This is a genomic window from Leisingera sp. CC-HEC093 (assembly GCF_059429195.1).
In genome coordinates this window covers 1,357,505-1,381,079 of the sequence record NZ_JCAIJR010000001.1, presented here as the reverse complement: position 1 = coordinate 1,381,079, position 23,575 = coordinate 1,357,505, and the positions used below count along the sequence as shown (strand labels likewise).

24 protein-coding genes are annotated in these 23,575 nt (G+C 58.5%); 8 read left to right on the top strand and 16 right to left on the bottom strand.

Annotated elements, in window-relative coordinates; translation table 11 throughout:
- Window positions 1-13: 13 nt before the first annotated feature.
- Window positions 14-271, bottom strand: coding sequence for a glutaredoxin 3 (grxC, locus tag AC5STB_RS06665; protein WP_495442181.1), 258 nt, complete (start codon window positions 269-271; stop codon window positions 14-16).
- 82 nt (window positions 272-353) lie between these two features.
- On the bottom strand, window positions 354-1,082 hold the full coding sequence (locus AC5STB_RS06660; RefSeq protein ID WP_495442180.1) for a double zinc ribbon domain-containing protein: 729 nt from the start codon (window positions 1,080-1,082) through the stop codon (window positions 354-356).
- Window positions 1,083-1,095: 13 nt separating this feature from the next.
- Between AC5STB_RS06660 and AC5STB_RS06655 the strand changes: the two genes are divergently transcribed.
- From AC5STB_RS06655 to AC5STB_RS06645, 3 genes are all read left to right on the top strand, one after another.
- A complete protein-coding gene (locus tag AC5STB_RS06655; protein ID WP_495442179.1) occupies window positions 1,096-1,917 on the top strand; it encodes a methyltransferase domain-containing protein in 822 nt (273 codons plus the stop codon).
- 112 nt (window positions 1,918-2,029) lie between these two features.
- Entirely contained in the window at window positions 2,030-3,091 is a 1,062-nt protein-coding gene (gene hemH, locus AC5STB_RS06650; RefSeq protein ID WP_495442178.1) for a ferrochelatase, read from the top strand.
- 70 nt (window positions 3,092-3,161) lie between these two features.
- Window positions 3,162-6,170, top strand: coding sequence for an aminotransferase class III-fold pyridoxal phosphate-dependent enzyme (locus AC5STB_RS06645; protein WP_495442177.1), 3,009 nt, complete (start codon window positions 3,162-3,164; stop codon window positions 6,168-6,170).
- A gap of 78 nt (window positions 6,171-6,248) precedes the next feature.
- Here AC5STB_RS06645 and AC5STB_RS06640 read toward each other — a convergent pair whose 3' ends face one another.
- Both AC5STB_RS06640 and AC5STB_RS06635 read right to left on the bottom strand, forming a co-directional pair.
- Window positions 6,249-6,431 carry a hypothetical protein gene (locus tag AC5STB_RS06640; RefSeq protein WP_024092111.1) on the bottom strand — a complete coding sequence of 61 codons (183 nt, stop codon included), beginning with the start codon at window positions 6,429-6,431 and terminating at the stop codon, window positions 6,249-6,251.
- A 138-nt stretch (window positions 6,432-6,569) separates the two neighbouring features.
- Window positions 6,570-7,187 carry a L,D-transpeptidase gene (locus AC5STB_RS06635; RefSeq protein WP_495444568.1) on the bottom strand — a complete coding sequence of 206 codons (618 nt, stop codon included), beginning with the start codon at window positions 7,185-7,187 and terminating at the stop codon, window positions 6,570-6,572.
- Window positions 7,188-7,357: 170 nt separating this feature from the next.
- On the opposite strand from AC5STB_RS06635, the gene dalA reads away from it, so the two are divergent.
- Complete coding sequence (gene dalA / locus AC5STB_RS06630; protein WP_495444567.1) at window positions 7,358-7,840, top strand: divisome-associated lipoprotein DalA; 483 nt, start codon at window positions 7,358-7,360, stop codon at window positions 7,838-7,840.
- A 50-nt stretch (window positions 7,841-7,890) separates the two neighbouring features.
- Here the strand turns inward: dalA and AC5STB_RS06625 are convergent, their stop codons facing one another.
- The 8 genes from AC5STB_RS06625 to hslO form a co-directional block, all read right to left on the bottom strand.
- On the bottom strand, window positions 7,891-8,418 hold the full coding sequence (locus AC5STB_RS06625) for a L,D-transpeptidase family protein (protein WP_495442176.1): 528 nt from the start codon (window positions 8,416-8,418) through the stop codon (window positions 7,891-7,893).
- A gap of 66 nt (window positions 8,419-8,484) precedes the next feature.
- Window positions 8,485-9,294 (bottom strand): ion transporter, encoded by an 810-nt coding sequence (locus AC5STB_RS06620; RefSeq protein WP_495442175.1) that lies wholly within the window; start codon window positions 9,292-9,294, stop codon window positions 8,485-8,487.
- Between the two features lies 1 nt (window position 9,295).
- On the bottom strand, window positions 9,296-10,543 hold the full coding sequence (locus tag AC5STB_RS06615; RefSeq protein ID WP_495442174.1) for a class I SAM-dependent RNA methyltransferase: 1,248 nt from the start codon (window positions 10,541-10,543) through the stop codon (window positions 9,296-9,298).
- Window positions 10,544-10,597: 54 nt separating this feature from the next.
- Window positions 10,598-12,445 carry an ABC transporter ATP-binding protein gene (locus AC5STB_RS06610; protein WP_495442173.1) on the bottom strand — a complete coding sequence of 616 codons (1,848 nt, stop codon included), beginning with the start codon at window positions 12,443-12,445 and terminating at the stop codon, window positions 10,598-10,600.
- Entirely contained in the window at window positions 12,442-14,280 is a 1,839-nt protein-coding gene (locus tag AC5STB_RS06605) for an ABC transporter ATP-binding protein (RefSeq protein WP_495442172.1), read from the bottom strand. The genes AC5STB_RS06610 and AC5STB_RS06605 overlap by 4 nt, the downstream gene beginning before the upstream one ends.
- 214 nt (window positions 14,281-14,494) lie before the next feature.
- Window positions 14,495-15,646 carry a CCA tRNA nucleotidyltransferase gene (locus AC5STB_RS06600; protein ID WP_495442171.1) on the bottom strand — a complete coding sequence of 384 codons (1,152 nt, stop codon included), beginning with the start codon at window positions 15,644-15,646 and terminating at the stop codon, window positions 14,495-14,497.
- Window positions 15,637-16,254 carry a CoA pyrophosphatase gene (locus AC5STB_RS06595; RefSeq protein WP_495442170.1) on the bottom strand — a complete coding sequence of 206 codons (618 nt, stop codon included), beginning with the start codon at window positions 16,252-16,254 and terminating at the stop codon, window positions 15,637-15,639. The genes AC5STB_RS06600 and AC5STB_RS06595 overlap by 10 nt, the downstream gene beginning before the upstream one ends.
- Window positions 16,247-17,233: an Hsp33 family molecular chaperone HslO gene (gene hslO, locus AC5STB_RS06590; protein WP_495442169.1), complete on the bottom strand. Its 987-nt coding sequence runs from the start codon at window positions 17,231-17,233 to the stop codon at window positions 16,247-16,249. Before hslO ends, AC5STB_RS06595 begins: the two co-directional genes overlap by 8 nt.
- A 77-nt stretch (window positions 17,234-17,310) precedes the next feature.
- Here hslO and AC5STB_RS06585 point away from each other — a divergent pair, with 77 nt between their 5' ends.
- Window positions 17,311-17,769, top strand: coding sequence for an NUDIX hydrolase (locus tag AC5STB_RS06585; RefSeq protein WP_495442168.1), 459 nt, complete (start codon window positions 17,311-17,313; stop codon window positions 17,767-17,769).
- Window positions 17,770-17,832: 63 nt separating this feature from the next.
- Here AC5STB_RS06585 and AC5STB_RS06580 read toward each other — a convergent pair whose 3' ends face one another.
- Window positions 17,833-19,086: a PP2C family protein-serine/threonine phosphatase gene (locus AC5STB_RS06580; RefSeq protein ID WP_495442167.1), complete on the bottom strand. Its 1,254-nt coding sequence runs from the start codon at window positions 19,084-19,086 to the stop codon at window positions 17,833-17,835.
- Window positions 19,087-19,272: 186 nt separating this feature from the next.
- Between AC5STB_RS06580 and AC5STB_RS06575 the strand changes: the two genes are divergently transcribed.
- Window positions 19,273-19,596, top strand: coding sequence for an Hpt domain-containing protein (locus AC5STB_RS06575; RefSeq protein WP_495442166.1), 324 nt, complete (start codon window positions 19,273-19,275; stop codon window positions 19,594-19,596).
- A 15-nt stretch (window positions 19,597-19,611) separates the two neighbouring features.
- On the opposite strand, the gene ilvA is transcribed toward AC5STB_RS06575, so the two are convergent.
- The 3 genes from ilvA to AC5STB_RS06560 form a co-directional block, all read right to left on the bottom strand.
- Window positions 19,612-20,838 (bottom strand): threonine ammonia-lyase IlvA, encoded by a 1,227-nt coding sequence (ilvA, locus tag AC5STB_RS06570; RefSeq protein WP_495442165.1) that lies wholly within the window; start codon window positions 20,836-20,838, stop codon window positions 19,612-19,614.
- 73 nt (window positions 20,839-20,911) lie between these two features.
- Complete coding sequence (locus tag AC5STB_RS06565; RefSeq protein WP_495442164.1) at window positions 20,912-21,451, bottom strand: hypothetical protein; 540 nt, start codon at window positions 21,449-21,451, stop codon at window positions 20,912-20,914.
- Window positions 21,448-21,675: a hypothetical protein gene (locus AC5STB_RS06560; RefSeq protein WP_495442163.1), complete on the bottom strand. Its 228-nt coding sequence runs from the start codon at window positions 21,673-21,675 to the stop codon at window positions 21,448-21,450. The genes AC5STB_RS06565 and AC5STB_RS06560 overlap by 4 nt, the downstream gene beginning before the upstream one ends.
- A 137-nt stretch (window positions 21,676-21,812) precedes the next feature.
- Between AC5STB_RS06560 and AC5STB_RS06555 the strand changes: the two genes are divergently transcribed.
- Both AC5STB_RS06555 and AC5STB_RS06550 read left to right on the top strand, forming a co-directional pair.
- Window positions 21,813-23,039, top strand: coding sequence for an argininosuccinate synthase (locus AC5STB_RS06555; protein ID WP_495442162.1), 1,227 nt, complete (start codon window positions 21,813-21,815; stop codon window positions 23,037-23,039).
- A complete protein-coding gene (locus AC5STB_RS06550; RefSeq protein ID WP_495442161.1) occupies window positions 23,036-23,500 on the top strand; it encodes a DUF1810 domain-containing protein in 465 nt (154 codons plus the stop codon). The genes AC5STB_RS06555 and AC5STB_RS06550 overlap by 4 nt, the downstream gene beginning before the upstream one ends.
- Window positions 23,501-23,575: the final 75 nt, after the last annotated feature.

Below are 23,575 nucleotides of genomic sequence, written 5' to 3'. Positions count from 1 at the left end.
CAGTTCTCCGTGCTCAGGCGGCCAGTAAGGGGTCCAGCTTACCCGCCTGCTCCAGCGCATACAGATCGTCACAGCCGCCGACGTGCGTATCGCCAATAAAGATCTGCGGCACGGTACGGCCACCGTTGGCGCGCTGAATCATCTCTGCCTTGCGCTCCGGATGCGCCAGCACGTTGATTTCAGAAAACGTGACACCCTTTTGGTCCAGCAACCGCTTGGCGGCGTGACAGAAGCCGCACAGCGGCGAGGTGTAGATTTCAACCGGTTTCATTCAGGACCCCATGATCTGGTTTCGAAGCTTGTGGAGGAATTGGGCATTCATTGCAACAATTGCCAGAGAACGGCCAGCTGCCTCACGCTTGCGTTACCCGGGCCAGCACAGCCACCCTCACCTCTGCCGCACCCGCCTGCAGGCACGCGTCGGTACAAGCGCTGAGCGTAGCGCCTGACGTCATCACATCATCCACGATCACCACAGCCCGCCCTTTGATCCTCTCCTTACGGCCTCGCGGGACGGTGATGGAAGAACCGAGAACCTGGAAACGCTGATCCCGCGTTTTCCCCTCCAGCGCAGGTGTCCGCCGGACGCGTCTAAGCAGGTCCGGGCAAAACTCACCCCTGATACGCCTGACCAGCGCTTCTGCAAGCAAGGCTGATTGATTGTACTTACGCTTCAGCAGACGGGTCCAATGCAAAGGCACTGGGCAAATCAGCGGATCATCCTCCAGCATCGGTTCTGCAGCTCTGTGCAGCCATCCCCCCGCCGTAGCAGCAATATCCGTGCGGTCTCCATGTTTCAGGGCCAGCACCAGCTTCCGGCCCTGCCCCTCATAGATCAGTGCAGACCGGCCCTGGCTCCACGGCCGCGGGTGGCGCAAGCAACTGTCGCATTCCGCCCGAAACCCGTCCGCTTCTCCAGGCAGCGGGACGCCGCAGCCTTCGCAAACCGTGCCGCTAATGAAATGCATGTCCGCCCAACAAGCCGCGCAGAGACCGAAGTCGCTGCTAACCAGCCCGCCGCAGCCTAGGCACTGGGCCGGATAGATCAGTGAAACAGCGGTTTGAATCCGGGCCGTCAGCATCTAAATACCCCACATGACACAAGCACCCATGCAGCTTTTCGACCGCCGCACCCTGGAAGCCCGCCGTGTACGCCGGCAGCCAGATGCCTTGTTCCTGCACCAAATGGCACGGGACGAAGCTGAGGATCGCCTGAGCCTGGTTAACAGAACCTTTATGGCTCCAGCGGTGGTCTGCCCGTTCCCGGAGGTCTGGGAGGGGCTTATGCCTGAGGCGAAAATCGTTGCGGACGGGGAGGTGCTGGATCTGGAGAACGGCGCACATGATGTGGTGATCCATGCCATGTGCCTGCACTGGGCCAACGATCCGGTCGGACAGCTGATCCAATGCCGCCGCGCCTTGAAGGAGGACGGGCTTCTGCTGGTGATCCTGCTGGGCGGTCAGACCCTGCACGAGCTGCGTGCGGCCATGGCCGAAGCCGAGACCGTTGTGCTGGGCGGCCTTTCGCCGCGGATTGCGCCGATGGGGGAGATCCGCGATCTGGGCGGCCTGCTGCAGCGCGCTGGCTTTGCTCTGCCAGTCGCTGACCTTGTACCTCTCACAGCCGAATACCGCGACCTGATCCACCTTATCCACGACCTTCGCGGCATGGGAGAGACCAATGCTCTCGCTCAGCGCCTGAAACGCCCGGCACCACGCGGCCTGTTCCATCTGGCCGATCACATCTACCGGGAGCATTTCGCCAACGCCGATGGCCGCCTGCCCGCGACCTTCGAGCTTGTCTGCCTGACAGGCTGGACCCCATCGGACAACCAGCAGAAACCCCTGCGCCCCGGTTCAGCCCGGATGCGCCTGGCTGATGCGCTTAAAGTACCTGAATCAAAACTTGAGCCTTGATTGGACTTAACTTTTGCTGCGCCAAGGTGATCCAATTGGCCTTCGGCGCGTAAACACAGTAATTAGCAATTAGCCGCAAACCCTAAAACTCAATACCGCACAGGACCTGCCCATGCTGGACGCCGCCCGGACTTCCAAATGCCCTGCCCACGCCCCGGCCGATCACCCCAAGATCCCGGCAAAGAAGGTTGGCATCCTGCTAGCCAACCTTGGCACCCCGGATGATTACTCCTACTGGCCGATGCGCCGGTATCTTAGCGAGTTCCTGTCCGACAAGCGGGTTATCGACTATCCGTCCTGGAAGTGGCAGCCGCTGCTGCAGCTGATCATCTTAAGCAAACGGCCGTTTTCCTCGGGCGAGGCCTACAAGTCGATCTGGAACCATGACAAGGGCGAAAGCCCTCTGATGACCATCACCAAGGACCAGACCGCCAAGATCACTGGGGTAATGAATGCGCGCTACGGTGATCAGGTGATGGTCGATTTCTGCATGCGCTACGGCAACCCTTCAACCAAGTCCAAGGTGCGGCAGATGGTTGAGGCAGGTTGCCAGAAAATCCTGTTTGTCCCGCTCTATCCCCAATACGCCGGCGCCACGTCGGGCACCGCCAACGACCAGTTCTTCCGCGCATTGATGGAAGAGCCTTGGCAGCCAGCCGCCCGCACCATCGCACCGTATTTCGACCAGCCCGCCTATATCGACGCCTTGGCGCGGTCGGTGGAAGAGGCCTATGCCAAGGTGGAGAAGCGCCCGGATGTACTGGTGGTTTCCTATCACGGGATGCCAAAGCGGTATCTGATGCAGGGTGATCCGTATCACTGCCAGTGCCAGAAAACGACGCGGTTGCTGAAGGAGCGGCTTGGCTGGAACGACACTCAGATAACTAGCACTTTCCAGTCGGTTTTCGGGCCCGAGGAATGGCTAAAACCCTACACAGTGGATCACGTCGCCGCGCTTGCCAAGGAAGGCAAAAAGAACATCGCGGTGATTGCGCCGGCCTTCTCGGCGGACTGCATCGAGACCCTCGAAGAGATCAACGAAGAAATCCGCGAGAGCTTTGAGCACGCAGGCGGGGAGGACTTCCATTATATTCCGTGCCTCAATGATGATGACGATCACATCGCGGCGTTGGCAGGCGTGATTGAGGAAAACCTGAAAGGCTGGCTGGACTAACCGGCCGCCCCGGTCCAGAAAGTATCCAATATTCAATTTCCGGCCCAGCCGGGAAACGAGGAGATATTGGATGACGCTTGCGCATTGGGCCAAAGCCCTCCGGGAGCATTGGAGCATTGAGGCGGACTTGACCCGCCTGAATGGGGAATACGACCTGAACTTCCTGGCCAAAGGACAAGACGGCAAAGGTTATGTCCTCAAGGCCATGCGCCCCGGCTGCGAGGAATGGCTGGTCGATATGCAGGTAAAGGCGTTTGAGCATATTGCGCAGCGGCAGCCGGACCTGCCCTGTCCGCGGGTCATTGCTTCCGCCTCAGGCAAGTCTTTTCTGACCCTTCCTGATGAAGACGGCCAGGATCGCTTGGTCTGGCTGCTGACCCAACTGCCGGGGCGTTGCTATGCCAAGACAGAGCCCAAAAGCGATGCGCTGATTCATGAGATCGGTGAAGTCCTGGGCGGCTCAGCCAAAACGTTGAGGGACTTCCGGCACGACGGGATAAAGCGCGATTTCAAATGGAACCTGATACGCGCGGGCTGGATCAGGGATCAGCTTCCCTGCATTACGAATCCCGCACGCCAGGCCATACTGAAGCAAATCTCAGCGGAATTTGCCTCTGTAGAGCCTGCTCTGGCAGCGATGCCTACGCAGGCCGTTCACAATGACGCCAACGATTACAACATCATGGTGACAGGAAAACTGAACAAGCCGCACCGGGTGTCCGGATTGATCGATCTGGGCGACATGTGTGCCGCGCCGCGAGTTTGCGACCTGGCAATTGCCGCGGCTTACATTGTGCTGGACCATCCGGCTCCGGAAGCTGCACTTGCCTCGCTGGTTGCGGGGTACCACAAATCTTACCCGCTCACCGCAGCAGAGGTGGACATGGTTTGGCCGCTGATGCGGATGCGGCTGGCGGTAAGCGTGGTGAACTCCACCTTAATGGCCGCGGAAAACCCGGATGACCCCTATGTCACCATCTCCCAAGCGCCAGCGTGGCGATTCTTAGAGGAAAACAAGCTGCATGGCGGCCTAGTGACTGCCCGGCTGCGGGCCGCCTGCAGCCTGCCAGTGGTCGAGGGCGCAGACCGCGTACTAGCCTGGCTGGACCGGAAACGCGGCAGCTTTGCCCCGCTGATAGGTCAAGACCTGAAGAATGCCCCGATGGGCTCGCTGTCAGTCGAAGAATCCACGTGGCCGCAAAATCCCTTCCACATGCCATTGGACGAAGCCGCCCGGGTTGGAGAGGAATTCGAGGACAACGGACATGTCTGGCTTGGCTACTACCATGAACCACGGCTGATCTATACCGACTGCGCCTTCCGCAAGGGACCATTCAAGGCCAGCAACCGCCGCACCGTGCACCTGGCCGTGGACGCGTTTGCCCCGGCGGGCACACCATTGTTTGCGCCATTGCGTGGTGAAGTCTTTGCCACCGAGTACCGCGGCAAGCAACTGGACTACGGCGGGGTGATCATTCTGCGTCATGAAACACCCGAGGGTGATTCGTTTTATACACTTTACGGCCATCTGGACCCCGAATTCCTAGACCGGCTGAAGCTGGGTGATACGGTCGAAAAAGGCGAAGAATTCTGCCGACTAGGTGAACCTAGTGTGAACGGCGGCTGGGCACCGCATGTGCATTTCCAGGTCGCACTTAGCACCCAGGGAATCGAAACCGATTGGCCTGGCGTCGCAGACCCGGACGAGATGTACCTGTGGCGAGCGCTCTGCCCGAACCCCGCCGCACTGCTGAACCTGCCAGATGGGAAGGTCTGCTATCACCCCACCAGCAAAGAGGAAGTTCTTGCCGGGCGCCGCGCCCATTTCGGCGGCAACCTTAGCCTTACCTACAAGGATCCGGTGATGATGGTACGCGGCTGGAAACATCATTTGTTTGACGAGTGGGGACGGCCGTATTTGGACGCGTATAACAATGTGCCGCATGTGGGTCATGCACATCCGCGCATTCAGGCTGTCGCGACAGATCAGTTGAAGCGGATGAACTCAAACACCCGCTACCTGCACCCGGCACAGACCGCCTTTGCGGATAAAGTGCTCTCCAAGCTGCCTGATCAATTCGAAGTCTGCTTCTTTGTGAATTCAGGGACTGAGGCCAATGAACTCGCCCTTCGCCTGGCCCGCGCCCATACTGGTGCCAAAGGCATGGTGACACCCGATCACGGCTATCATGGCAACACCACCGGCACGATCAGCATCTCTGCCTACAAGTTCAACAAACCTGGCGGAGTTGGACAGGCAGACTGGGTTGAGCTGGTCGAGGTAGCGGATGAATACCGAGGCACCTTCCGTCGCGATGACCCGGACCGGGCACAGAAATTTGCCGATCTTGTGGGCCCGGCAATTAAACGCCTGCAGGAAAAGCGCCATGGCATTGCCGGTTTCATTGCAGAAACTTTCCCGTCAGTCGGCGGTCAGATAATTCCGCCCAAAGGTTATCTGCCCGCAGTTTACAAGAAAATCCGTACCGCAGGCGGGGTATGCATAGCGGACGAGGTGCAGACCGGCCTTGGCCGACTTGGCGACCACTATTTCGGATTTGAACATCAGGGAGCGGTTCCAGACATCGTGATTTTAGGTAAACCGATCGGCAACGGTCACCCCTTGGGTGTGTTGGTCACAACTAGGGAAATTGCCGAAAGCTTCGACAACGGGATCGAGTTCTTTTCCACCTTCGGCGGCTCAACCCTGTCCTGCCGGATCGGCAAGGAGGTATTGGATATTGTCGATGACGAATTGCTGCAGAAAAATGCCCGCGTGCAAGGTGCCAGGCTAATGGCAGGCCTGAAAGCGCTGGAACAGAAGTACGCCTGCATCGGAGATGTCCGCGGCATGGGGTTGTTCCTCGGGCTGGAACTGGTCACCCCCGGCGGCTCTGAAGCCACGGAGATTTGTTCCTATGTCAAGAACAGGATGCGCGATCACCGGATCCTGATCGGCAGCGAGGGGCCCAAGGACAACATCCTGAAAATCCGGCCGCCGTTGACCATCGACTCAGATGACACCGACATGATCGTCAAAACCCTGGATAGAATTCTACGGGAGGTGGAGGCCGCCTGACGGCCCCTCCCGCAACAGCTTCAAGCAACAAAAAAGGCGGTGGAAAACCACCGCCTTTTCTGTAACCGTGTATCGAAATTAGTTCGATGCAACAGCTGCGCCAACCAGAACCAGCAGCAGCAGCGGCAGCAGGATGCCGCTGGAAGAACCCTGAGCTTCTTCAACGATGACCGGCGGTTCAACAACCGGCTCGGACAGGTTGCCAGCAGTGGCGGTCGAAGCAGCAGCGGTCAGCGCAGCAGCGATAACGAGTTTTTTCATGTTAACCTCCAGAATTTGCGCGGATCAAACATCTGAACCGCGCACCCAAGACTTACCTCGTATTTTTTTCTAACCAGCAAAATCGCGGGATTGCAATTGCTTGTTATAGTTAACAGCTTAGCGCCCGCTTGCGTGTCGTCAAATTAGCAACACCTGTGTGCCGACTTTTGCCAAACTGAACAGCTCCGCGATATGCTCATTGTAAAGCCCGATGCACCCATTGGAGGACTTACGGCCGATCTTACGCGTATCGTGGGTTCCATGGATGCGGTAATACTTCCAACCAAGGTACAGCGCATGGGTGCCCAGCGGGTTGTCCGGGCCGGGCGGAATAAACGCAGGCCATTCCGGGTTGCGCTTGCGCATGTTCGGAGTAGGCGCCCAACCAGGTCCCTCGACTTTGCGCACAACTTGGGTACGGCCTCGGCGGGTCAGGTCATCGGACAACGGCACCGAAGACGGGAACAGCTTGTATGTGTTCTGGTCCTGCGACCAGTAATGCAGAGCCCGGCTGTCAATATCGACCAGAATCGCCCCATTGCGCAGACTGTCAAAATACGGCCTCCAGGACTTGGCGCGGAAAGCGGAAATATTGCGCTGAACCGGCGGTTCCGGTTCGGGCGGCGGGCGCAACGGGTCGTAGGCCTGTTGCGACAAGCCACTGTCATCCTGCGCCAATGCGGGAGTGGATATCAGAGCGGCACTGCCGGCAAGAAACTGCCGCCGGCTGAAGGTTTCAAAGGGGTTTCTGGGCATCACTCTTTCCAACTTGCGCTTTAAGGATACTGGATTGCAGCATTTTATGGCCGGAAAGCCGCAGTCGCAAACCAATCCGGCTCGCAAGCCTGCATATTTCTGCCGGCCCGTTTGCACCTCTGCCACAGGAAGGATAAATGCATCAGCAACTGATGGAGCGAAAGAACATTATGAATCGCGTTTTTCTGCTGTTGGCTGCTGCACTTCTTACCTTAGCGGCTGCGTGTACGCCTTCTACCGATTCCGGCGGCTCTTACCGTATCAGGAATGCAGACAAAGTTCAGATCCGAATGCTCGACTCGGTCAATGCGCTACGCCAGGCCTCCGGCGCGCAGGCTGTTCAGCTCAACGCGGAACTGAATGCGGCTGCAGCAACACATTCCCGAGATATGTCGGTACAGAACCGGCCCTGGCATTTTGGCTCCGACGGCTCCTCGCCGCTGGACCGGATCGCCCGTACAGGATATTCCGGCACACTGCTGGGCGAAAACATCTCAGAAACCTACGAGAACGAACAGCAAACGCTGGCTGCCTGGCTTGAAAGGCCCGCTACCCGCGCAGTGATCCTTGACCCCAAGGCCGTGAATATGGGGTTTTCCTGGTTTCAGGAACCGAACGGCAAGATCTGGTGGACTCTGGTGATGGCCAACTGAGCTGCCGCGCTGCGAGGCTTAATGCTCTGCCTCGCAGCCGTTTCTTCTGATCAGGGCCGCAACGCGATGGCGGTGCCGTCCTGCACCATGGCATAGATCTCTTCGATCTCTTCATTGGTCACGGCGATACAGCCGGCGGTCCAATCGTCGACCCTTGCTGCACGCTTGCGCTCCTTGGGATTGTTCGGCTGCCCGTGAATAAAAATCTCTCCGCCCGGCCGTTTTCCACTGGCCTCTGCATGGGCGCGGTCCTGATTGCTCGGATAAGAGATGCCAACAGACAGATGGTAACGGCTCTTGGGGTTACGCCGGTCGACCACGTAAGTACCCTCCGGAGTCTTACCATCGCCTTCGAACCTCTTGGGTCCAAGCGGTGCAAAACCGAGGTCGACCTTATACTCCCTCAGGATCTCGTCTTCGTGCATAAGGTATAGCTTACGCGCACTCTTGTTGATCACAATCGACGTGACTTGCGGGCCATCGTATGCCCGAAACCTGCTCACCGATCCGCCTCTGGTGCTGCAACCAGCCAGCGCAAGGCTAGCGGCAGCACTGATGCCAAATGCCCTTCTGTTCATTGTCCCAGCCTGTATTTTGTTTTTGCCTCTAATCAGGCTTTAGCGCGAATTGGCTGTTAAGGAAATTCACAATTTTCTGTCTTGGGCTGCCTGATTGGACAGCTTCTGCTCAATGGCCTCCAGCCTGTTCAGAACCTCGTCCCGGTAAGCGTCCGTGCGTTCAACTTCTTCCTCGCCATGTGCATCTTGCATGGAATTCACGATCAGGCCGACCAGCAGGTTCACCACCGCAAAGGTCGTGACCATGATGAAGGGTACAAAGAAGGCCCAGGCGAGCGGATGAACCTCCATCACGGGCCGCACGATCCCCATAGACCAGCTCTCAAGCGTCATGATCTGAAACAGCGAATAGGCGCTAAGCCCAAGGTCGCCAAACCACTCAGGAAAATCCTGGCCGAACAATTTGGTCGCAATGACCGACCCGATGTAGAAGATGATCGCCATCAGCAGGAACACGGATCCCATGCCAGGCAGCGCGGTAATGAAGCCTTCGACCACCCGGCGCAGGCGCGGCGCAACAGAAATCACCCGCAACACCCTCAGGATGCGCAACGAGCGCAGCACTGACAACCCTTGGGAGCCAGGCACCAGCGCGATACCGACGATCACGAAATCGAACACATTCCAGCCGCTTTTGAAGAACCGCAGCCGCCGGACAAAGAGCTTGGTCAGAATTTCGACAACAAAGATCGAAAGGCAAAGCTTGTCGATCAGAAGAATGAGCCCCCCCACCTTCGACATCACAGACGGCGCCGTTTCCAGCCCGAGGGTAACCGCATTGACCATAATAACAGCGGTGATGAAGCGGCCAAAACGGCTGCTGTCCAGAATGGCTTCCAGGCGGCGGGTCGGTGTCATCACGTAGGTATCCGTCATCTCAGTCTTTCAGGGCAAATCTTGCCGCCAGTTCGGTATGAGCCGACCATCGAAACTGGTCAACAACCTGAACCCAGTCAAGGCTGTAGCCCGCTTCGACAAGCACTCTGGCGTCACGGGCAAAGCTGACAGGATTGCAGGACACGTATGCAATCACAGGCGTGCGCGCCTTGGCCAGCTGTGCGACTTGCGCCTCTGCCCCGGCCCGGGGCGGGTCGATTACCGCGGCATCAAAGGCGGCGCCAAAGGGATTGAGCTCTTCTGGCAAAAGCGGATTGCGAAACAGATCGCGGGTTTCGGTGGTGACCTTTTTCAGACCGCTTGCCTTGCGCCAGCCGGCATCCAAAGCCTTCACCATATCCCGCTCGCCTTCCACCGCATGCACTTCCGACGCTTGCGCTAGGGGGAGTGAAAAGGTGCCGCAACCGGCAAAAAGATCCACGATCCGCTTGGCGCCTTTGGTGGTCTCCAGAACTGCAGCCAGCAAAGCCGCCTCGCCTTCACGGGTTGCCTGAAGAAATGCACCCGGCGGCGGGCAGACATGTGCTGATCCAAAGGGCTGCATGGGCGGCTGTTCCATCGCGACTGGCTCATCCTCCCAGGTAAGCCGGGCAATCCTGTGTTTCTCGGCCAGCTGAGCCAGTTCGATACGCAAGGGGCCATCCAACGGTTTGCCATTGCGGACCAGCATATCCAGGCCGGCATCCGAAGTAGTCACTGTGACTGCCAGCGGCGTTTTCCGGCTGGCTCCCGCCAGGGCCAATGCCTCAGCCACCGGTATGGCTGCCAGCAGTTCTGGTTCCAACAGCTGGCAATCCGGAATTTCGGTGATCACATCAGACGCCTGGCCATGAAACCCGGCCATCGCCCCCTTCTTGGTGCGCCGCACTGACAGCACCGCGCGGCGGCGAGACCGGGGCGGCGATGTCAGGATCGGACGGAACTCCGTCTCCAGGCCTTGCGCAGTCAGCGCATTGCGCACCACATCTGTCTTCCACCCTGCCACATAGGCATCACTGGCATGCTGCAACTGACAGCCGCCGCAAGACTTGTAATGACGGCAGGGCGGCTGCACCCGGTGCTCCGACGGCGTCTCGATACGGATCTGGGTCAAGCGGTTGCCCTCGGCGATACCGCTGACAAGCTCTCCCGGCAGGGTCCGCGGGGCGAACAAGGGACCATCGGCCACGCCATCCCCCTGATGGCCCAGCCGGCTGATCGCTGCTGTGGTTCTGGCTGCGTCAGTCATGGCCGCTCATTACCCCGGTAAAACGTTCAGCAAAAGCAAAATGCGCCGGGACGACTATTCAGCTGCTGCCGCCCGCTCAGTATCGGTGCGTATGAAACCACCGGACTGGCGCGCCCAGAATGAGGCATACAGGCCGTCCTGTGCCAGCAGCTCAGCGTGGCTACCGCTTTCGGCGATCCTGCCTTTTTCCATCACAATAATCCGGTTCATTTCACTGAGCGTCGACAGGCGGTGGGCAATGGCCAGAACCGTCTTCCCCTCCATCACACGGTGAAGCGCGGCCTGGATCGACGCTTCAACCTCTGAATCCAAGGCTGACGTCGCCTCATCCAGGACAAGGATCGGTGCGTCCTTAAGAATGGCGCGGGCCAAGGCAATCCGCTGCCGCTGCCCGCCGGACAGCTTCACGCCGCGCTCGCCAAGATGGGCGTCATAGCCCGTGCGGCCCTGGCCGTCCTCCAACTCAGAAATAAACTCATGCGCTTCAGCTTTCCTAGCCGCGGCAATCAATTCTTCCTCAGATGCATCCGGCCGACCGTACAAGATATTCTCCCGGGCGGAGCGGTTGAACATGGCGGTTTCTTGCGTGACCATCCCAATCTGGCCGCGCAGGGAGTTCTGAGTAACTCGCGAGATATCTTGACCATCAATCAGAATACGTCCGTTTTCTTGATCATAGAGCCTGAGCAAGAGCGAAACGAGTGTCGATTTGCCGGCTCCTGACGCACCGACAATGCCCAGTTTCTCGCCTGGTTTGATCCGCAGGCTGATCCCTTGCACCCCGCCCACGTCGCGGCCATAGGCAAACTCCACATGGTCAAACTCAATTTGACCTCCAGTGACACTCAGAGCCTTGGCATCCGGCGCATCTTCGACCCTGTCGCGGACCGACAAGGTTTTCATGCCGTTTTCGATCTCACCCACATTGGAGTAGATCGCCATCAGCGTGAAACTGACCCAGCCAGTCATCTGTGCAATTCGGATCGACACGGCACCCGCCGCGACGATGTCGCCTTCTGTTGCCGTCCCTGACCGCCACAGTAAAAGCGTCGCACCAATCAGCAGTACTGGGAGAACACCAGCTAGGCACATAAGGCAAAACCGGAAGCTGGCAGAGAGATAGCCGAAATCCAGCGACTTCTCCCGAAACGCCACCATTGCATCCTGGGCGGTTCGTTCCTCGTGATCGGCATGGGCGAACAGCTTCACCGTCTTGATGTTGGTGATCGAGTCCACTACATGCCCGGTCACCGTCGCCCGCGCTCCGGCCCGTTTGCCGGACCTTTTGCGGATGCGCGGCAGAAACCAGCGGATCAGCAAAAAATACGCCACCAGCCAGGCCATGAACACGCCGGTGACCCGCCAATCAATGGACCCTAACAAGGCCAAAGACCCAGCCAGAGAAGCCAGCGCAAAGGCCACCACGTTGATCATCTCAGTCGTTACTGATGTGACGGCCGTCGCCGTCTGCATCTGTTTCTGAGCAATACGCCCCGCAAAATCATCATCAAAAAACTGTACCGATTGCCCCAACGTCCAGCGATTCAGCCGCGACAGCACCAGCGGGTTCACGTTGGGCTGCACAATGATTGCATTGGACGCCGCTGACAGGCCAAACAACACCGGGCGCACTATAAGAAAGAAGCCCAGCGCCAGAGCAATGACCGCAGTATTGCCTACAGAAAAGGACTGTTCCGGCCCGTCGGCAATTGCCGTGTCGATCACCATGCCAAGGATGAAGGCCGTACCTGCCTCCATCCCGCCAGCCAGCGCAGAAAACACCGCCGCCAGCAGCAGCATCGGCCAGGCGCCAGCCAGACACCACCGCAGAAAGGCCCCCAGCTTTTGCGGCGGAGGGCCATTCGCCGGACGGAAGGCATCAATCAGGTTGCCTATGTTCATTCAGCTGCCTCGATGTTCAAGAACCCCCCGGACTGGCGGGCCCAAAGCTGTGCATAGAGCCCTTGCGCCCGCAACAGCGCCTCATGCGAGCCTTCTTCAACTATACGCCCCTGATCCATTACCAGGATACGGTCCATCTGCGCGATGGTGGACAGCCGGTGCGCAATGGCGATCACCGTCTTACCCTGCATCATGCCGTAAAGGGTCTCCTGTATGGTCGCTTCCACCTCGGAATCCAGCGCCGATGTCGCCTCGTCAAGTACCAGGATCGGCGCATCCTTTAGAATCACCCGCGCCAGTGTTACCCGCTGACGCTGCCCGCCGGACAGTTTCACACCCCGCTCGCCCACATGGGCGTCATAGCCCTTGCGGCCCTGCGGGTCCTGCAGGTTCAGAATGAATTCATGCGCCTGGGCCTGTTTTGCGGCGGCGATCATCTGCTCCTCGGTCGCATCCGGACGGCCATAAAGCAGGTTGTCCCGCACCGAACGGTGCATCAGCGCACTGTCCTGTTGAACCATGCCGATGCGGCAGCGCAAAGAATCTTGCGTTACCGCCCGGATGTCCTGGCCGTCGATCAGGATCTGGCCGCTTTCGGCGTCATAAAACCGCAAGAGCAGCTTCACCAGGGTCGACTTCCCGGCACCCGAGCGTCCGATCAGGCCGATTTTCTCGCCGGGCTGAATGGTAAGGCTGATCTTTTCCAGCCCGCCGGCCTCGCGCCCGTAATGGTGCGAGAGGTTGCGAAGTTCAATCTCTCCCTTGTGCAGTTTGAGCGCATCAGCATTGGCAGCATCCACCAGATCGATGGCTTGGGCGATGGTCTCCATTCCTTCCGCGACAACGCCCAATTGACGGAAGAATGACGTCAGCGCCCACATGATCCAACCGGTCATCGCGTTCAGCCGCAGGGTCAGTGCCGTAGCCGCGGCTACAAGACCCACCGAAGCGGTGCCCTGCATCCAAAGCATCACGGCCCAACCCACCACGCCGACAATCAACAGCCCGTTCAGCGTAACCAGCGTTGCATCCATGATGCTGAAGATCCTCATCTCCGTCTGAAACGTTTTGCGGGTGTTTTCGATCGCATCCCGGGCATAGGTCAGTTCCCGGTCGTGATGGGCAAACATTTTGACCGAATGAATGTTGGAATAGCTGTCGACCACCCGCCCTGTAACGGTGGAACGCGCATCGGAGGATGCCTGGCTGGCAGGCCCGACCCGCTTCACGGTCCACATCACCAGCATTGCATAAAGCGCAAACCATACCGCCAAGGGCAGCATCAGCCGTACGTCAGCGACCCACAACAGAACCGCGGCGCCAACCAGATAGGCCAGCGAAAAGGTGATCGCATCAAAGACCTGAAAGATCACCTCTCCCGCTGCGGGCGGGGTCTGCATGATCCGGTTGGCGATCCGGCCGGCAAAATCGTTTTCAAACCAGCCCACCGACTGGCGCAGCACGTGCTTATGCGCCCGCCAGCGGATCAATGTGCCATAGTTCGGCAGGATCGCGTTGTTCAGAAGCACTACGTCCAGGAACTGAATAACCGGCCGCAAAAACAGAATAAACAAGGCGACCAGGATCAGTTCGGTACCGTAATCCTCCCAGACCTGTTCAGGCGTGCCGGACATGATGTCCACTACCCGGCCCATGTAGTAGATCAGCCCGACCTCGATCGCGGCGACAATCACCGACATCAGCGCCGTCAGCACGAAGATTTTTTTGAATGGCTCGGAATAGTCGCGCAGGAATGGCCACAGCCGTGTCGGCGGCGTGTTGGTTTCCGGGTAGGCGCAATAAGGATCAATTAGATTTTCGAAGAAGCGAAACATGCGGGTGCTCCAGGAGTTCGAGCAATTTGGAATACAGATGGAGACAGCAGGACGCCCAAGGCTCCCACGTCAATCGGGGCAAGGTCTCAGGCGTTAGAGAAACCAGATCCCGTAATACATCAGCATTCCTCCGTCATGTGGTGGCTGCCATATGCGTACGCAAGATTTTCTGTTTTGTCACCCCCCATGGTTGTGACGCTGCTGACATACCATGTCAGCGGAGAGCGCCCAGCATTTCCTCACGGCTGAGGGTAAACCCCGACGCAATCCAGTCGGCTTCCATTTTCTTCAACGCCGCCCCCAGTTGCGGCCCCTTAAAGTCCGGCGGAAGATCGCGCGCTTTCACCGGAAACTTCGCATTGGCGCCCAGCGCAACATCAGTCTCTAAATTAAGAGAAAGCGGCTGTTCCAGAAGTGCAGCGCGCAATAGCAGCGTATCTAAAGCTTTCTCCGCGCCGAGCCGGTACCCCAGTTCCCCAGCACCCGCGGTGCCAACGGCAGCTTCGCGGATTGTTGTCAGATGAGAGGCCTGGGCCTTGCTCAGGCGCAGTTCGTTCTGCAGCTCTTCCCCGCCCAGCGCGGCCAGTCGGCGTATTCCGGAAGCCTCCCGTCCGGCCTCCAGGTGAATCAACAGCGCAAAAGCACGGTCATCGGCACCGGGCAAAACTTGCGCCAGGACGCCGGACTGCCGCATTGCTGCGATAGAGGGGGCAGGATCAGGCGCCGTTAGCAGCTTTAACAGCTCCCCCCCTACACGTTCTTTGGACAGCGAGGCCAGCCCGTCCAAATTGGCCGCAATCGCTGCCAGCGCATCCGGATCAAAACCCTCTGCATGATCACCGTACCAGGCGTGAAAGCGAAAATAGCGCAGACTGCGCAAGTAGTCCTCGCGAATCCGGTTTTCCGCGGTTCCAATAAAGCGCACCCGGCGTTTGGTTAGATCCGCCAGCCCGCCCAGCGGGTCGACGACTTCGCCATCCGGACGTGCATAAATCGCATTCATGGTGAAGTCGCGGCGGCGGGAATCCTCAGCAATATCGGTGGAAAACGCCACCACGGCCCGGCGTCCATCGGTTGCCACATCTTTGCGGAAGGTGGTGATCTCATGCGGGATACCGTTCTTGACCAGTGTCACGGTGCCATGGTCGATCCCGGTCGGCACCGCCTTGATCCCGGCACGGGCAGCCAGCTCCATCACCTGTTCCGGCTTCGCATCGGTAGCGATGTCCATGTCAGAGACCGGTTCTCCCAACAGAGAATTGCGCACGCAGCCGCCGACAAACAGCACCTGCGCCCCATCCGCGGAGACCGCCTCGCATACCGCCTGAGTTGCCCGGTCTTTCAGCCAGGGCTGATCTATCCGCATTTTTGATCCATCCGTGCCGCAAGCCCGCGCAACATGCGCGCGGTGGCCCCCCAGATATAGTAGGGGCCATAAGGCACGGTATAATACCGGCGGCGGGTGCCGCGCCAGCGGCGGGACTCAATGATGTAGTTCTCAAAGCCCAGAACATGGCTCAGCGGCACGGAAAACACTTCCGCAACCTCACCGGCTTCCGGCCGCACAGCAAAGTTTTCCTGGATCAGTGCAACAACCGGAGTCACTGCAAACCCGGTAACCGTTTCATGCTCCGGCAGGCAGCCGATGATCTTGGGCAAGCCAGGCGGCAAGCCGATCTCTTCCCAGGCTTCCCGCAGCGCCGCAGCACAAAGGTCCTTGTCGCCTGGATCTACCTTACCGCCTGGAAAGGCGATTTGCCCGGGATGATGCTTTAGCGCAGAGGACCGTTTGGTCAGGATCAGCCGCGGCGCTCCGGAGGCGATGGTAATCGGAACCAGCACGCCAGCCGGGCGCAGCTTGCGCCCCTCCGGCAGAACCGTGCCTGGGTTCAGGTCAAAATCGGACGAGCCGCCGCCCTGACGTTTCAGCGCGGCGGCAATCCGATCCGTCAGCTTCTGGGCGGCGTCACTCACTGGGCGGGTTTTCCGCGTCGAACCCTACGCTCGACGGGTCCAGATCGTAATGCGCGCCGCAGAACTGGCAGTCGGCAGTCACTCTGCCGTCGTCGGTGGTCATTTTTTCAATGTCCTTGGCCGAATAGATCGACAGGCTTTGCCGCACCCGGTCCTCCGAACAGGTGCAGCCAAAGCGCACGGATTGTGTATCGTAGACCCGAGGTTGTTCCTCGTGAAACAACCTGATCAGCAGATCCGTGGGTGTAACCGAAGGTCCGATCAGCTCCAGCTCTTCTACCGTGTTCAGAAGCATTGTGGCGCGGTTCCAGTTCTCTTCCTCGTCCCCGGTTACCAGGTCACTGGCTTGCAGAACATCACCGGACCCTTCGCCCTGAGCGGCAAATGGCGAGGCCTTCGGCATGCTTTGCAGCATGACACCTCCCGCGCGCCAATGTTCTGCCACGCCCGGTTCCGCCGACTTGCCGAAGCTCAGCTTGAACATTGTCGGCAGCTGTTCGGATTGTGCGAAGTAGGCCTCTGCACAAGCGCTCAGCGATCCGCCGGACAGCGGCGTAATGCCTTGATAAGGCTGGGTGCCATTTCCCTGGTCGATCAAAATGGCAAAGTATCCTTCGCCCACCTGGTCATACGGACTACCATCTGCCAGCCGGTCGCGGTCAAAGCTCGCATAGGCGCGGATCCGGCCAATCTCACCTTCCTTTTGCGGTGCGTAGTAGTCTGTTGCGATCATCCGCACAGCCCCTTTGGACTGCACCTGCAGCGATAGCTTCCAGCGCAGTGAAATTGTCTGGCCAATCAGCGCTGTCAATAGAGCCATCTCTGCAACCAGCGCCTCGACCACGGGCGGGTAGTCATGCTGTTTCAGGATACCATCCAGAACGCCGTCCAGCCGCGCAACGCGGCCGCGCATATCCGATGCATCGAGCTGGAAGGGCAGGACGGTGTCGTCCCACGCGATTTTCGAACCAAGAGTCATGGGGTTTCCTTACGCGCCGGGTATTGGCATATCGGGGCTATATAGGAAAAGAGACAGCAGAGTGAAGGGGCCGGCCCGTGATCAGACGATTTGGAGACACGCCGCAAAAGGGCCGGAGGTACCGGATTCGTCCAGGTGTCTATGCGCTTTTGCCTCGCAACGGAAAGCTACTGATCACCTGCCAGTACGATCCCCATCCCGATCTGCAGTTGCCCGGCGGCGGCATTGATCCAGGCGAATCACCAATCCCTGCGCTGCACCGCGAAGTATACGAGGAAACCGGCTGGAAAATTTCCGCCCCTCGCAAATTGGGAGCATTCCGGCGGTTTGCCTATATGCCGGAATACGACCTGTGGGCGGAAAAACTCTGTCACATCTATGCCGCCCGCCCGCTGCGCCGGATCGGCCCGCCCGCTGAAGCAGGACACGAAGCGCTGTGGATTGACCCGAAGGATGCTGCCCATCAGCTGGGCAATGCAGGAGACCGCCACTTCGCAGCCCAGCTCGCAGCACGCATGCAGACCTGCCTGTCATAAGCCGCAGCGAACGCAAAAAACCTGGCTGAAACCAGGAAAAAGTCAGCGCAGTAAGAAGCAGATCTACGACCCTTGATACTCAAACAGCGTAGCAGAGACGTCATCCTCCAGGCCGTGCTCTTTGCTCATCACCTGAGTGAGATGCCAGTACAGGTCATCCAGGAATTCCTTGCCGCTTTGCTCCGGGCCGCACTTCGCCACCAGCTCCAAAAGGCCTTCGGGTTCCAGCATCGAACCGTCTTCCAGCCTCGCCTCGGTGAACCCGTCTGAAAACAGCAGCAAACGGTCGCCGCGTTCCATCAAAAACTCTTCTTGGCTGTATCCGATGTCGGGAACCAACCCAACAGGCACGCCGCCCTTGCCGATGAACTCCACTGCACCGTTTTTGCGCAGCAGCAGCGGATGCGGGTGGCCTGCCTGCACCATCTTGACGACACCGCTGCGCAGGTCGGCAATGCAATAGGCCATGGTAAAATACTCTTCGATCCCGGTATCCGCGATCAGTCGCGCATTCAGCAGGCTAGCGACCTCTTCAGGCTGGCGGAGGGCATAGAATCGATTGAACCGCTTTTCCATACCGACGTTCTGATCGAAATAGTTAGACGACAAATACCCGCCCAGCCGCGCCGTCATCATCGCAGAGGTAATGCCATGGCCAGACACGTCGATTGAATAAAACCCGATTCGGTTTACCCCCGGAGAAAACATCCCCACCAGATCGCCGCCAATATGGCCACAGGGTTTCAGGAGCAGGCTGACCGTGGACGAGCCGAAGCTTTTAGACAGTTCCGGAACCAGCGATTCCTGGATCTTGCGTGCTTGGATCAGGTCCTTGTCGATCGCATCGTAAACCCTTTGAAGCTCCCCAAGGGTTTCAGATACAATACGGTTTTTCTCGGACAGTTCCCGCTGCATACGCAAGATCCGCTCGCCGGCAGAAATCCTTGCCCGCAATTCGTCAGAACTTACCGGTTTCGTTAAAAAATCGTCAGCGCCAGCGTCAAGCCCCTCAGCAATTTCGTTTTTCTCGCTCTTGGAGGTTAGCAGAATGAAGTAAGCGTAGTCGTCACTTGGCCGGGCCCGGAAGGCGCGGCAAAACTCCAGCCCGTTCATGCCGGGCATCATCCAATCGCTGAGAATCAGGTCAGGCGGATCCTGCTGGCATATTTCCATGGCTGCCTCGCCGCTTTCAGCCTCGACGACCTCAAAACCCCATTTTTTGAGAGATGCGACCAAGATGCGTCTTTGGAGACGGCTGTCGTCCACAACAAGCACACGGCGTATTGATCCAGCCACTGCGTGGTCCTCGTTGTCCATCGAACTTTCTGGCAGCACCGAAGGCACCTCACAAATGGCAAAATCAGAAGATCTTGTGATACTATCGGTCCAGAGATTTAACAGGCGGTGAAGTCTAAAATTTGAGCTTCCTTCTTTATTTCACCATATTTTTACTGCAATCAACTTAAGAAAAGCGCACAGCGAAAGATCGTAAGGACGTATCACATGATTGACTGGCCACGCGTGACAGAGCTGCGCGAAGAAGTGGGTGCCGAGGACTTTGGGGAAGTAGTTGAAATCTTTCTGGAAGAAGTCGAGGAAGTCATTGGCAAGCTGGAAGGCGGCGATCGCGGGCAACTGGAACTGGACCTGCACTTCCTGAAAGGCAGCGCTCTCAACCTCGGGTTTGAGGAGTTCTCCTCGTTGTGCCTGGAGGGAGAACAGCAGTCTGCAAAAGGAGAGGCGGGCAGTGTCGACCTTTCTGCTATTATTGGCAACTTTCAAGCGTCAAAGTCGGCGTTTCTGACCGGCCTTACCGAGAAGTTTTGACGCCAGAAAAGAGCGTCAAATCACGAACTGCGCCAGTGTCTCATCGCGGGTGATGTCGGTATAAGTCATGCCTGCTGCATCCAGGCGCGCGAACAACTGTTCAAAGTTTTCCGGCCGCTTGGTCTCAATTCCAATAAGCACTGAGCCGAAGTTCCGGGCGGACTTCTTCATATACTCAAAACGGGCGATGTCATCCTCCGGCCCCAAGATGCCCAGGAATTCCTTCAGCGCGCCCGGACGCTGCGGCAGACGCAGAATGAAGTACTTCTTCACCCCGGAATAGCGCTGCGCCCGTTCCTTTACCTCAGGCAGCCGCTCAAAATCAAAGTTACCGCCAGAAGTGACACAAACCACTGTCTTGCCGCGAATCCAGGAACGCACATCCTGCAGCGCCTCAACGGACAGCGCACCAGCCGGCTCCAAAACAATGCCCTCGACGTTCAGCATCTCAATGATCGTGGCGCAGATGCGGTCTTCGGAGATTGCCAGCACATCCGGCAGCGGCACGGCCTTTAGAATATCAAATGGCAGTTCGCCGATCCGCCCCACGGCCGCGCCATCGACGAAGGTATCCACCGTGTCCAGCGGCACCGGTTTGCCCGCCGTCAGCGCCGCCCTTAGGCAGGCGCCGCCATCCGGCTCTACAAACAGGCTGTGGACCTCTTCGCCAAACCAGGAGGAAACACCTGCTGACATGCCGCCGCCGCCGACCGGCAACAGCACATGGTCAGGCGCCTTGCCCAGTTGTTCCTCAATCTCCACCGCAATGGAGGCCTGGCCTTCGATCACATCAGCATCATCGAACGGCGACAGGAAATGCCCGCCTTCCTGAGCACACCATTCCTGCGCCGCAGCCAGGCAAACGTCGAAATAGTCGCCGATCAGATGGATTTCGATGTTTTCACCGCCGAACATCCGGGTTTTTTGGATCTTCTGCTGCGGCGTGGTGACCGGCATGAAAATCACCCCGCGCTTGCCCATGTGGCGGCACATGAAGGCGACGCCCTGAGCATGGTTTCCGGCCGAGGCGCAGACAAACAGCTCCTGATCCGGCTGCTTGCGCATCGCGTTCAGCGCGCCGCGAATCTTGTAAGAGCGGACCGGACTCAGATCTTCGCGCTTGAGATAGATGTCAGCGCCGAAACGCTCCGACAGATGCACGTTGCGCTGCAAGGGCGTTGCGGGGAACACATCGCGCATCGCCTGTTCAGCGGCGCGGGCCTGGGTCTTGTAATCGCTCATGTACCCTTCAGTGGCGCAAGCCCGCCCCCAAGGCAAGAGGCGGGCTTGAAGGCATACATAAGAATACCGGCAATCAGACCGGGCGGCCCTCGACGTAGTGACCGTAGAGTGTGGTCAGCAGGCTGATGTTCAGCAGCGCCAAGGCAGCAGACACAAGGATTGAAACACCAGCGGCCAGAGACGGGGATGCAGCCAAGGATTCGGCAATGAATTGCGCTGCGTATTGTGCCGCAACCAAAATGGCGGCCAGACCCAGAAGGTCACCAAAAGCGTTTCCAGTGAAATTCCAAGCTTCGCGCAGGCCCATATCCACACCCAGGGCTGCCGCGGGCAATATCACCGAAAGCCTGAGAACCAGATAGGTGACGAAGATTGCAATCGGCAGGTTGATCAATTGCAGAGCAGCCGGCCCTGCCCCACTGAACATGGTGGTAACCAGAAGAACCACCAACGTCACGGGGATCATCATGCAGATAAGAACAAGCGCAATCTGCACAGAGCGGCCGAAATATGCCACCACCCGGCTGCCTTGCATGCGCGGTATCCAACCCTGCGGCATTTCCTCAAGCAGGACAAAACGATGCCAGGCAACGACACTCCACATGCCGATCAAGAGAGAAAAACTGCGACCAGCATCAACGATCCGCTAATGCCTGAGTTTTCCGGCAACGGTGTCACAACGCCCCATTGCAAGATTCCCCACAAGCCCGTTGTTTTCAGAAACGTTGCAAACAATGCCACGATCAGCAGCATGGGGATCAAAAACACTCTCAGCAGATCGCCGAAGTTCCGTGTCAGCATTCCAACAGAATGGCTGAACAGCGCCCAAGGTTTCATGAAATCCCGCTCCAGTTTGCATATCTCTATCAGCGCGGACCTTAGTTTCCGCACACGCTGCGCGAAACCCCGGAAAACCTTGCCCTTGCGACCAAAACCCGATACGCCGCAGGCGTTCTGACCTGAGAGGGAATTCCATGTCCGCGCCCAAGAAAGTTGTGCTCGCCTATTCCGGCGGCCTCGACACCTCGATCATCCTGAAATGGCTGCAGACCGAATACGGCTGCGAAGTTGTCACCTTCACCGCCGATCTCGGCCAGGGCGAAGAGCTGGAGCCCGCCCGCAAGAAAGCGGAAATGCTGGGCATCAAGCCGGAAAACATCTTCATCGAAGATGTGCGCGAGGAATTCGTCCGCGACTTCGTCTTCCCGATGTTCCGCGCCAATGCGGTTTACGAGGGCCTGTATCTGCTGGGCACCTCGATTGCCCGCCCGCTGATTTCCAAGCGGCTGGTTGAGATTGCAGAGGCCAGTGGCGCCGACGCGGTTGCACATGGCGCCACTGGCAAGGGTAACGACCAGGTCCGTTTTGAACTGGCGGCCTATGCGCTGAACCCCGATATCAAGGTGATCGCACCCTGGCGGGAATGGGACCTGTCTTCGCGCACCAAACTGCTGGAATTCGCTGAGGCGCACCAGATCCCGATCGCCAAGGACAAGCGCGGAGAGGCCCCCTTCTCGGTCGACGCAAACCTGCTGCACACCTCTTCTGAGGGCAAAGTGCTGGAAGATCCGGCGGAAATGGCGCCCGACTATGTCTACCAGCGCACCGTCCACCCGGAAGAAGCGCCGGACACCCCGGAATTCATCGAGATCACTTTTGAAAAGGGTGATCCGGTTGCCATCAACGGCGAAGCGATGAGCCCGGCAACCATTCTGACCACGCTGAACGAATATGGCCGCAAGCACGGCATCGGCCGCCTTGACCTGGTCGAAGGCCGCTTCGTTGGTATGAAGTCGCGCGGCATCTACGAGACCCCGGGCGGCACAATCATGCTGGAAGCCCACCGCGGTATCGAATCCATCACCATGGACCGGGGCGCGATGCACCTGAAGGACCAGCTGATGCCGCAGTATGCGGAGCTGATCTATAACGGCTTCTGGTACAGTCCCGAGCGCGAAATGCTGCAAGCCGCCATCGACGCCAGCCAGACCCGTGTTTCCGGCACCGTACGCGTGAAACTCTACAAAGGCTCGGTGAACACTGTTGGCCGCTGGTCGGACAACTCGCTCTATTCCGAAGCACATGTGACCTTCGAGGAAGATGCCGGCGCCTACGACCAGAAGGACGCCGCAGGCTTTATCCAGCTGAACGCCCTGCGCCTCAAGCTGCTGGCCGCCCGCGAGCGCCGGATCAAGAAGTGAGTGATCACGACGGTATAGACGGCGAATTCGAGGACGATTTCGCGGAAGAGCTGGACATGTTCGTCGAAGCTCAGGACACCGTCTGGGCGGCAGTTCTGAGCGAACTCTCTGCAGGAAGGAAGACGAGCCACTGGATGTGGTTCGTCTTTCCCCAGCTGGCAGAGCTTGGCCGATCCCACATGGCGCAGCTTTATGGGATTGAGGACCTGGCCGAAGCCACAGCCTTTCTGGATCACGGGACCTTGCGCGCGCGCCTGGTCAAAGTCAGCCGGTTGATGTTGTCTCATCAGGATAAGGAAGCCGCGCAAATCCTCGGCGGCATTGACGCCAAGAAACTGCGCTCCTCAATGACGCTGTTTGCCACCGTCCCCGGCGCACCGGCGGAATTCCAGCAGGTTCTGGATGCTTTCTACGGCGGCCAGCCTTGCCCGCTAACGAAGGCTGCGCTTGCCGCCGCGTAACCACTTCGGCTTTCCTACGGTCAATCTTGCCCGGTTGTTTTTCTCTGCCTAACCCTCTCGTAAAACGAGGGAGGA